An 11,067-nucleotide genomic window follows, 5' to 3' on the forward strand; every position below is an offset into this window, starting at 1 on the left:
TGTTTTTGTTTTCGATTTTTACCCTAAATTGGTTGAAGTTTAACCTTTAAGGCTTATTTTTTGCCTTTCATGGCATTTCATGTTGCTTTTTAGTGGATTTTTTCTGTGATTTTGGTAGGGTATTCAGCATATTGAAAAATAAATTGCTATGAGTACGAAGTTATTTTTGGTTTTTGTCTTAAAATTGTTTCGTTCTCATGGTTATTAATCTCAACTGAAAAATCATGTCTAGATTTCTAGAGAGGTAAAATGACAAAAGGTATTGATAAGTACAGTATCGACAGTACTGACTACACTGTCGGGCAAGATAACGTGCAAAAGTGGGGGTTTGATGTTCATAACCCAGTGTTTGGCTTTAGCGCCGGATTTATTGCGCTATTTTTAGTCGCCGCTTTAGTCGTTGATCCTGAGGTTGCGAAGAGCGTGCTTGATGGCGTTAAATGGAAAATTATTGGTACTTTTGACTGGCTGTTTATTTGGTCGGGTAATCTTTTTGTGCTGTTTTGCTTAGGCTTGATTGTTTCTCCCTTTGGTAAAATACGTTTAGGTGGCCAAGAGGCGACAGCAGACTACTCTTTTATTTCTTGGCTCTCTATGCTGTTTGCCGCAGGGATGGGTATTGGTCTCATGTTCTGGAGTGTCGCTGAACCTGTGGCGTATTTTACCGATTGGTATGAGACGCCCTTAGGTGTTGCAGCCAACACACCCGAAGCGGCTAAACTAGCATTAGGTGCAACCATGTACCATTGGGGTCTACACCCTTGGGCCATTTACGGTGTGGTAGCGCTTTCCCTTGCGTTCTTTACTTACAACAAAGGGCTTCCGCTTTCTATTCGCTCTATTTTTTACCCGTTGCTTGGCGATCGTGCTTGGGGCTGGGCAGGGCATATCATTGATATTCTGGCTGTATTAGCAACATTATTTGGCTTAGCAACGTCATTAGGGCTGGGTGCGCAACAAGCGGCTAGTGGTATCCATCATGTGTTTGGCATTGATGCCGGAATGGGCTTACAAATTGTCGTGATTACCGTCGTTACTTTATTAGCGGTGGTCTCCGTGGTGCGTGGTATTGATGGTGGTGTCAAAGTCATCAGTAACATCAATATGATCGTTGCGTTCTTGCTGCTGATTTTGGTTGCACTGATTGGCTATACCGTAACCTTTTCATCCATTCCAACCACATTAATGGCGTATATTGAAAATATCATCCCACTCAGTAACCCGCACGGTCGAACTGATGAGGCTTGGTTCCAAGGTTGGACAGTGTTCTATTGGGCTTGGTGGATTTCATGGTCACCATTTGTTGGAATGTTCATTGCGCGAGTATCAAAAGGCCGTACTATCCGTGAGTTCCTTACCGCCGTATTATTAGTACCTACTGCTGTTACTTTGATTTGGATGTCTGTATTTGGTGGTTTGGCGATTGATCAAGTCATCAACAATGTTGGCCAATTAGGCGCGAATGGTTTGACCGAAGTGCCACTGGCGATGTTCCAAATGTTTGATGCGCTGCCTTATGGCACCTTACTTTCAGTGATTGCGGTTGTGTTAGTGTTGGTATTTTTTATCACCTCATCAGATTCAGGGTCACTGGTTATTGATAGTATTACTGCTGGAGGCAAAGTGGATGCCCCTGTCCTACAGCGTATTTTCTGGGCGTTGATGGAAGGCGCTATCGCCGTAGCCTTGTTATGGATTGGTGGCACCAATGCTATTGAAGCGTTGCAGGCTGCTGCAATATCAACGGCGCTGCCATTTACCATCGTCTTACTATTGATGTGTGTGAGCCTACTGTTAGGTATGCGAACCGAATTATCTAAGCACTAATTCAGATACACCCAAGGCTGCTTTAAGTGGGAAGGGTATGGACGTTCAATCATCAAGGCGACTTTTAGTCGCCTTTTTTGATGTTTTTTTGACGATCGTCATTAGATTGTTTGACTAAAATACTAAGAAAAGCAAATGGTTATCTTGTGTCAGAATTCGACATATATTTCGTGCATCTTGTATTAAATCTGGTTAATATTCGCCTCCGTTCCTGTATCTAACATTCTGCAAACCAATGAAATTAACCTTAAAGCAAAAGCTAATCGGTGCCAGTCTTTCTGCCGTCGTCGTTATGGCGAGCGCGTTGACTTGGCTAGCCGCTGATCAACTCTTTGAACAAACTCGAAATGGCGTATATTCGCGGGCAGAAAGCTTGTCAGCTGCCGCTGCGAAAGGCATTTCGGACTGGATTGTGGTCCGTAAAGAGATCTCAACTGCTTTTAATGACTACACCGCTCAAGATGATGTCGTCCCTTTCTTACAGCAAGCTCGCAAAGCGGGTGGCTTTGATGATATTTTCTTTGGTACACCGCAAGGTGAGATGTATCGTTCACACCCTGAGCGTAACCGTGCTGACTATGATCCTCGCCAACGCCCTTGGTATAAAGATGCCGTTTCAGCGAATAAACAAATTATCACCCCCGCTTATAAAGACGCGATCACCAATGCACTGTTGGTGACAATTGCAGAGCCTGTGCGTCGCAATGGGCAATTTGTCGGCGTCGTTGGTGCCGATGTGTTAATCGATCAGCTCATCCAAGATGTCATCAGTTTAGATGCGGGCAAAAACGCCTACGCGATGTTAATTGATGCGCAAGATGGAACCTTTTTAGCGCATCCAGATAAAAATTTCTTATTAAAACCAGTGTCGTCATTGTCGAAGACGTTGACGATGAACATGATAGAGCAAGCAGTGGCTTCAGGTACCGTTGAAGACGCGTCATTACAAGGTGTTGATAAGCTATTTTACTTCGTCAAAGTGCCGCAAACCGATTGGATTTTCGCTATCCAAATGGATCGTGCAACGGAAGAAGCAGCGCATACATCCTTGCTCATTGACCTAATTGTGACTGCACTTGTGATTACTATTGCTGTGATTGTAATCGTCTCTTGGTTAGTGAGCTTTTTGTTTAGAGATCTTAGCCGAGTATCCAAAGCCTTAGAGGAAATTGCTTCCGGAGACGGTGATTTAACTCAACGTCTTGAACCAAGAAGCGATGATGAAGTTGGGCAATTAGCACAAAACTTCAATACCTTTGTCGGTAACATGCACACTATGGTTTCTAAACTCAGCTTTGTTTCTGCTGCGTTGTCTGAACAGTCAAAACAGACGGCCGCTCAAGCCAAAGAGCGTAGTGCGCGTATCCGTTTACAACAAGATGAAATTAATATGGTGGCTACGGCCATCAATGAAATGGCCGCAGCTACACAAGAGATTGCCGGTAACGCGGATCATACAGCTCAAAACTCTGGCGAAGCGGTAACGGCTTGCGTACATGGTTCGAATCAAGTTTCACAAACACAAGGTTCGATTCAAAATCTGGCTCAAGAAGTTCAAGTGGCCACTGATGTTATCCTTGAGCTGGAAGCACACGGTAAACATATCAATACGATTCTGGCGACTATTCAAAACATAGCAGAGCAAACTAACCTGCTAGCATTGAATGCGGCGATTGAAGCTGCACGTGCTGGTGAGCAAGGTCGTGGCTTTGCCGTGGTTGCCGATGAAGTTCGTGTGCTTAGCCAACGTACACATGCTTCGACAAAAGAAATTCAGCAGATGATCGAAACGTTGCAATCAACGACGGGTAAAGCGGTTGGCATTATGGGTGATAGCCGTATGCTTGCTGGAACCAGCGTAGATGATGCGAACGCCGCTGCAGCAAGTTTGATGCAAATTCATAATTCAGTTGAGCGCATCAGTGACATGGCGACGCAAATTGCCTCGGCCGCTGAAGAGCAAGCTTCTGTGACGTCGGAAATTACTCGCAACACGGAAGGGATCCGCGATGTGTCTAACGATCTTGCACAAGAAGCGCATGAAGCAGCAGCACAAGCATCACAACTTTCTGAGCTTTCGCATCAGTTAGAAAATGAAATTCGTCGCTTTAAGCTGTAAGTTCTAAGCGTAAAAGCCGAGATGTGATTAAAAAAGAGGAACCTAACATGGGTTCCTCTTTTTTTGCTCGTGTCGATCACGGTACTAAACCTTGAAAGAATCCCTTGAAAGGATAATCAAAAAGTTTATAGCCACAACGTTCGGACACTTTGCTGCCGATCAAAATGATGAGCGATTTGTGCTTGGAATAATTCCGCGGTGGCAATAGCATCAACTAAAGCGTGGTGTGGAGTATACGCTGGTAGCCCATAACGCGCCCGCGCTTGCCCTAAACGCACTGATTGTGGTTTTTGCCCTTTTAACTGGTTCCATAAACCTCCATGCAACCGTTGTTGAATTTCCGTCTCCAATTGCAAAGTATCGATCACAGGGAACTCAATACCTTCACCCAATCGCACTTTTAATGCTTGATTGAGAAAGCTACGTTCAATATGACGGTAATGAACCACAACAATTTTTCCAGATAAGGCCTTCAGTATCGACTCCTGCACTTCTGCCAAATCTGGCGCATCTAAAATATCGTTGTGTGTGATGCCATGGATAACCACCGAATCCTCTTTTAACGCTTGGCGCGGCCGAACTATCCAATGTTTAGAGCGGTTGAGATAGATACGGTTTAAGGTAAAAGGCACCAAGCCAATGGTGATAATGTCATCATGCTGCGCACTTAAACCCGTTGTTTCCAAATCTAAAGCGACAAACTCTATTTCATCGATTGGCGTGCTACCCTTAGCAATCGGCCTTGAATAAAAATCTTTGAGTAACGGATGGTTAACCAACGACTGCTTATTGGCATATTTTGCTACCCAATCGATGCTCGGTTTTTGAAACCATTGTTTAATCATCACTCTCACTTAAAGTTATTGCTGGCTTGATAACGGAATTTCAAGAAATTTTGCGCATTGCTTAGGATTTGAAACGCATCTTTTAAGTTACGTCTTTCAAAATCAGATAGGTTTTCTGGCTCGATATTGTTATCTGGCTCTATTTCTTGTTCAACGTCAGCCGCTTGGTGGCGAATGCGTACCATCGCGATAAACTCCATTGCGTCACGCAGATCTTGCGCCCGTCCTTTGGGTAGAATTCCGGCTTCAATGATGTCATCTAAACGTTCAAACGAGTTGGTAGAACGTGAACCGACAGCCAATGCATGCACACGGATTAAATCCGCTAACGGTGCAGTGCCGCGACGTTTTAAATTGATGGTGTTATTGTGTCGTCCATCTTTTTCCATCACAAAGTCTTTGAAAAACCCCAATGGTGGCGTGCGGTTCAGTGCATTTCGTGCAAGGCATGCAAGAAATCGATTATTTTTGCGTGCTCGCCGTACAATAAACCCATTCAGTTGTTCTGCCCATTTGGTCCTGCCACACACTCCGTATAAGTCAAAAAAGATGGATGCATTCAATAGCGCTTTAGGGTTAGGGTCATCTATCCAATCGGCAAAGCAGGCTTCCCATTCTTTACGAGTCATACGCCACATCGGGTTGCTGGCCATAATGTCCCCCGTACAGTAGCTGTAACCGCATTGATCTAAGCTGTCGCAGACAAATTTGGCGAACGCTTCGAAATAAGCACCATGTTGTGTTTCTTCATAGCTATCGTCCAAAATTAAAGCGTTATCTTGGTCCGTGACAATTAACTGTTCGTCACGGCCCATAGAACCCAAGGCTAAAAAGCAGTATGGAATAGGCGGTGAGCCTAGTAATTCTTCGGCAAGTTCAATGATTCTTTGTTTAAAGCTACGGCCAATCACTGACATCGCCGTGCCGATCATGTGTGAGTTCGCATCTTCATTGACTAAACGAACAAAACTGTCTTTGACTTGGTGCGACAGTGTGGCTAACTCTTCAACGCTTTGTTGCTGGAAGATGCGACTGACGAGCAGCAATGAGTTTTGTGATTCGTAGCGAACAATGTCGGTCGCTTCAATGATACCGATCGGCTTTTTTTCTTTGAGTATAGGAAGATGATGAACATTGTACCGAAGCATTTTCAGCATGGCCTCATAGACATAAGCATTATGATCTAATGAGATAACCTCCGTTGTCATCACTTCCGTGACGAGGTGATTAGGATCGATGCCAACGGCTAATACACGCGTGCAGAGATCTCGGTCAGTCAGGATGCCGATTACCGGGCTGTTATCGTCGTCACTCTCTTGCAAAATATCAGGGTCAATCACCAGCAGCGAAGAGATACTCTCTTCCGCCATCTTGATCGCCGCATGTTGAATGGTTTCTGTTTTGTAAACGAAAGGGGCTTCTCGGCTGAGTAAGGTTCGCACTTTCGAGGTGGTGAGATCATTCTGTTCTGTTTTACTCAGTACGGCTTGGCGAAGGCGTGCGTTATCTTGCACTTCAACGAAATCAGCAAAGGAATCATAGTTGTCATATAAATCCTGAAACCTTGCCTCTGGAATACAATAAACCAGCGTATCTTCAATCGCTGTGACCGGAAAACGAACACGGTTATTGGTCAATAGCCCCATTTGACCAAATAAACCGCCTTCGGTTAGGCGGTTGTATAATTCGCCTTTGCGACGGTACACCTCGACGACGCCGCTGCGGATCAAATACAAGTCCTGGATATGATCACCAAAATGAATGATGGGTGTACCTTGTCGAAAATAGGAGATTTCTACGCTCTGCGTCACTTCGATCAGTGTTTCTTCAGGTAGTTCATTGAACGGTGGATACTGAGCAAGGAAGTTCTTGATTTCAATTAATTCTGCTTCCATGGAGGCTTCCTTGTGTTTCGGAGTTCATATTGTGGGATTCTGACGTCGTGAGCCAGCTAAACGATGTAACTTGTCAAAGGGATCCGGTTAGATCGGTGGCATTGGACATAGGATTCAGAGAGTTATAGTACATGAAAAGAACGTGCTTTGCAGGCAAGAGGGGAAAGTGTACGCGCTTCGATGTGAATCAAGTGCCATTTCAGTGAATTGAAGATAAAAAAATAGCCGACAAGTGGCGGCTATTGTTGTCTATTTCTTATCATTATCGATTATAGAACCGCTGCAATACCTTTGCACAGTGGGCCCATATTCGATTTCGTCATGCCTGCCACACTGATACGGCCGGAACCGACGATGTAAATTGCTAATTCATCTTTCAGACGAGCAACTTGTTCCTTGTTCAAACCAGAAAAAGAGAACATGCCATTTTGACGTTCAATAAAGCTAAAATCAGCCTTCACACCTTCGGCTTTTAGGGTGGTAACAAACAGCTCACGCATCTCTTGAATACGTTCACGCATTTCTGTCACTTCGTTTTCCCATTCCGCGCGCAGTTCGGCGTTGTTGAGGATATAAGTAACGACCGCAGCACCGTGCGCTGGTGGGTTTGAATAAATAGAACGAATGATCGCTTTGATTTGTGAGAAAGCTGTTTCAGCGACATCTGTTGAGCCAGCAACGATAGTAAACGCACCCACGCGCTCATTGTACAAACCGAAGTTTTTAGAGAATGAGCTCGCCACTAAGATCTCTTTATTGTATTTCGCAAAAGTACGTAGGCCCTGTGCGTCTTCTTCAACACCTTTCGCAAAACCTTGATAAGCAAAGTCAAACAGAGGAAGAAGCCCTTTATCAGCGACTAATTTTGCTAACGTTTCCCACTCTTTATCGGTTGGATCAATGCCAGTTGGGTTGTGGCAGCACCCGTGTAGAAGAACAATATCACCCGCTTGAGCTTGCTCAAGATCGGTAAGCATCGCTGCGAAATCTTTATCTTTCGTTTCGGCATTGTAGTACGAATACTGCGTGGTTTCTAAACCAGCCGCATTAAAAACACCGTGATGGTTTGCCCATGTTGGGTTGCTGATCCACACTTTCACGTTGCCGATTTGACGCTTAATAAATTCACCAGCTATACGCAGTGCACCAGTACCACCCGGCGCTTGCGCCGTTTTTGCGAGCTTTTGCGTCACAATCTCAGATTCATCGCCAAACAGGAGTTTTTGTACCGCGAGCCCATATTCAGCAGTACCTTCAATGGTGAGATAAGATTTGGTCTTTTCAGACTCAAGCAACGCCGCTTCCGCTTTCTTTACTGTCGCAAGAACAGGTGTTTCACCTGCTTCATTTTTGTAGATACCAACACCGAGGTTAATTTTTTCAGTGCGAGGATCTTTTTTAAACTCTTCGGTTAAACCAAGAATAGGGTCAGCCGGAGCTGCGACAACTTTTTCAAACATAATCATCATCCATGTAAAGTGTTAGAAGGGATTTTAGAAACATAAAATTAAGGTATTTATACCTTTATGAAATATCCGTTACAACACACAAAACAGAAAAACTGAAAATAATTTGTGTTGGCTAAGAATCATGAACAAAAAGGCGATTTTTTTAAAAAAACTCTATCATCCACCGTTTTCAGGCGGGGAGATTAAATAGGTTTTACTTTGAGAAGTAGTCAGCTCAACGGCAAAATTCATCATCAAATACGATATTTTGCCATTGAGCGGAGGAGTTACTGTAACAAGAGATTAATGTTTATCCTGATGGCGAGAGGCAATGGCGACAAATTGTTGTTCAACACTCAAAAAAGCCTCTACGACTTGTGGGTCAAAATGTGTCGCTTCGCCCTGTAGGATGATGGCTTTTGCTTCATCATGAGAAAACGCGGGTTTGTAAACGCGCTTTGAGATGAGCGCATCATATACATCAGCCAGTGCCATTAAACGGCCTGAGAGTGGAATCTCTTCCCCTTTGAGTTGTTTTGGATAGCCCGAACCATCCCATTTTTCATGGTGAGTGAGGGCGATTTCTTTCGCGATTGCTAAAAAGGAACTTGTGCCAAGGTGCTGCTCGGCAATCGACAGTGCTTGTGCGCCGATCTCTGGGTGCCCCTTCATAATAATGAACTCATCATCGGTGAGCTTGCCGGGTTTCAGTAGGACGGTATCAGGGATACCGACTTTGCCGACGTCGTGTAATGGGGCTGATTTGTAGAGTAAATCAATATAAGTGGGCGTTAATAAAGGCTGATATTTCGGTTTTTGGCTTAGATATTGCGCGAGTACTTTGACATATTCTTGAGTACGTAAAATATGAGCGCCAGTTTCATTATCGCGAGATTCAGCTAAAGCGGCTAGGCTGACGATGGCGACATCACGCGTGGTTTTTACTTCATCCTGTGAGTTTTGTAGGCTATCCAACATTTGATTGGTCAACCAAGCTACAGAACCTAACTCGTTATTTTCAAAAATCGGTAAGCGTTGCGCTATATCACCTTGAGTTACTTGGCATAGCGAATGCTCTTGAGCGTGCAATATTTGCTTCATTAGCTTTCCCCACTGCCAGAGGATAGCGATCACATAACCGCCCAAAACCAAAGAAACATAAATAAACTCTTTAATAATACTTATCTTGCCATGCCCATTGATTAAACTGGCAGGGTTATGTTCAAGCCAAAAAAGATCTTTCACCGCGACCATCGTGAGTGTGGCTGTCAGAGTGATGATCATCAGCATCATTAACCCGATCATCTGCTTAACAATCGAATGCCTTTCACCTTGGAGTTGTTGACGATTCAATTGTACTGCGTGCTGGCGATATTGAGCTCGTTTAGCGATGAGTTGTAATAAGCTTCCGGTAAAGAAACCAAACAGTGTTAAACCAAATAGAATTTTTACATTGCTATCGATAGTGAATTGATAGTGCTGATTGTAATAAAGAGCGAGTGGAATACTGACAAGAAAAAACAAAACACTATCGAGTTTCGCATACTGTTCTGTTTTTGCCCACTGGTGGTGAATAAAGAGATATCGACGCATTACCCATGCACAAAATACACTAATCGTCACATGGGCTGTGATTTCTAATGCGCTTAAACTGGACAACATCGGACAGATTCGTCCGCCATAGGTGGCAAATAGCAGCGCAGCTAAGAGGTAGAGCAGTGCGGTGAGTTGGCTGTTGTTTCGCTTGGTATTATTCATGAATTTGATTTCATTACAGTATGTGATGCTTAAGTTTAGGTGATTAAATTTGTTCGATGTTGTGTTTTCGTGATTAACCGATGTGCGGAGGATCAGAAAAGCGATGGATTCTAGTGATGTATTTCTAGGAAAGATAGCTAAATTAAATGAAGCCCATGTGATCCGATCAGTGCGTCATGTTATGAGAACAGAGGAGAGGGCTCAATGACGTTACTCAGTTGTGTGATTCATAGAGATGGTTTCAATTTTCTTAGCTGGAGATCGAGCTTGTAATTCTGCTCTTGAAACCTCTCTTTTCTGATCTGGTAGTGCTGAGATACCTCTTCAGACAGAGGTGTTTGATCAGAGGTCTCAGTAATCCTGTCTATCGGTGTTAGACCCTTTAACGAGCAGTGAGGCCGTTCCCAGTTGTAGTAGTGTTGCCATTCAGCTAGTAGCAGATCCAGCTCTTCCAGCCTCACAGAAACATCTATAGTTGGATAGAACTCACTTTTATCTGTTTTCTGTGAGCGTTCAACTTTGCTATTCAAATGAGGCGAACCTGGCTTGTTGGGGCGAAACTTGATTCCATAAGTCATAAGTTCTTTCTGGACTTTCTCTGCAAAGAATTCACGCCCTCTGTCCGTCTGAATGCGCTGGATAGGAAATGGCATCTCCTCTACTACGCATTCAATAAAGTCGACTGTATTTGCTGCTGTGCGCCGAGAGTAGCACCTCAGAACTCGATAGCGAGAGCAGTCATCGATAGCTGTGTACTGGTAGACTCCAGGTGCTATTTTACAGGTGTCCATCTGGACTCTATCACCAGGGATTGGGCGCTCGTATCTTTGGAAATCTTTTTGGCGTCGGTAAGTTACGATGGGTTTGACTGATGCTTCGGACAAAACTTTATGGAGTGTCGTTGTGCTTAGGTGTACTTGGTGAAGTCGGATTAACTCTGTTTGTAAACGCCTCGCCCCTAAATTGCGTTTCTCACGCATCTCAAGGATCAATACTCTTAGTTCATCAGTGATCTTGGCATCTGGAGAAGAATGAGAGCGTTTGCTCTAATACCGTTCACTTAAAGTGAGCGGTATTGTATTTTCTAGGGTATCAGCTTGGCTTTTTCTTCACGACTCTAGGGAAGGCTCTTTCTCGCCTTGGCTCAAGTATTAAGCTCCCACTCATTGCATAGA

6 protein-coding genes and 1 pseudogene are annotated in these 11,067 nt (G+C 44.1%); 2 read left to right on the forward strand and 5 right to left on the reverse strand.

Annotated elements, in window-relative coordinates; all coding sequences use genetic code 11:
- Positions 1–249: 249 nt before the first annotated feature.
- Positions 250–1,827, forward strand: a complete 1,578-nt coding sequence (locus AACR75_RS06405) for a BCCT family transporter (RefSeq protein WP_047691845.1) — start codon at positions 250–252, stop codon at positions 1,825–1,827.
- 235 nt (positions 1,828–2,062) lie between these two features.
- Positions 2,063–3,946 carry a methyl-accepting chemotaxis protein gene (locus AACR75_RS06410; RefSeq protein WP_047691848.1) on the forward strand — a complete coding sequence of 628 codons (1,884 nt, stop codon included), beginning with the start codon at positions 2,063–2,065 and terminating at the stop codon, positions 3,944–3,946.
- A gap of 125 nt (positions 3,947–4,071) precedes the next feature.
- Here AACR75_RS06410 and AACR75_RS06415 read toward each other — a convergent pair whose 3' ends face one another.
- The 5 genes and pseudogenes from AACR75_RS06415 to AACR75_RS06435 form a co-directional block, all read right to left on the reverse strand.
- Positions 4,072–4,791 (reverse strand): 3'-5' exonuclease, encoded by a 720-nt coding sequence (locus AACR75_RS06415; protein WP_069571721.1) that lies wholly within the window; start codon positions 4,789–4,791, stop codon positions 4,072–4,074.
- 5 nt (positions 4,792–4,796) lie between these two features.
- Positions 4,797–6,686: a putative nucleotidyltransferase substrate binding domain-containing protein gene (locus AACR75_RS06420; RefSeq protein WP_047691851.1), complete on the reverse strand. Its 1,890-nt coding sequence runs from the start codon at positions 6,684–6,686 to the stop codon at positions 4,797–4,799.
- Between the two features lie 269 nt (positions 6,687–6,955).
- Positions 6,956–8,146 carry an amino acid aminotransferase gene (locus AACR75_RS06425; RefSeq protein WP_156117152.1) on the reverse strand — a complete coding sequence of 397 codons (1,191 nt, stop codon included), beginning with the start codon at positions 8,144–8,146 and terminating at the stop codon, positions 6,956–6,958.
- Between the two features lie 291 nt (positions 8,147–8,437).
- Positions 8,438–9,892 carry an HD domain-containing phosphohydrolase gene (locus tag AACR75_RS06430; protein ID WP_047691856.1) on the reverse strand — a complete coding sequence of 485 codons (1,455 nt, stop codon included), beginning with the start codon at positions 9,890–9,892 and terminating at the stop codon, positions 8,438–8,440.
- A 227-nt stretch (positions 9,893–10,119) separates the two neighbouring features.
- A pseudogene (locus AACR75_RS06435) lies at positions 10,120–10,938 on the reverse strand (DDE-type integrase/transposase/recombinase); the annotation flags it as partial.
- Positions 10,939–11,067: the final 129 nt, after the last annotated feature.

The organism is Vibrio sp. ZOR0018 (genome assembly GCF_963865925.1).
GTDB classification, from domain to species: domain Bacteria; phylum Pseudomonadota; class Gammaproteobacteria; order Enterobacterales; family Vibrionaceae; genus Vibrio; species Vibrio anguillarum.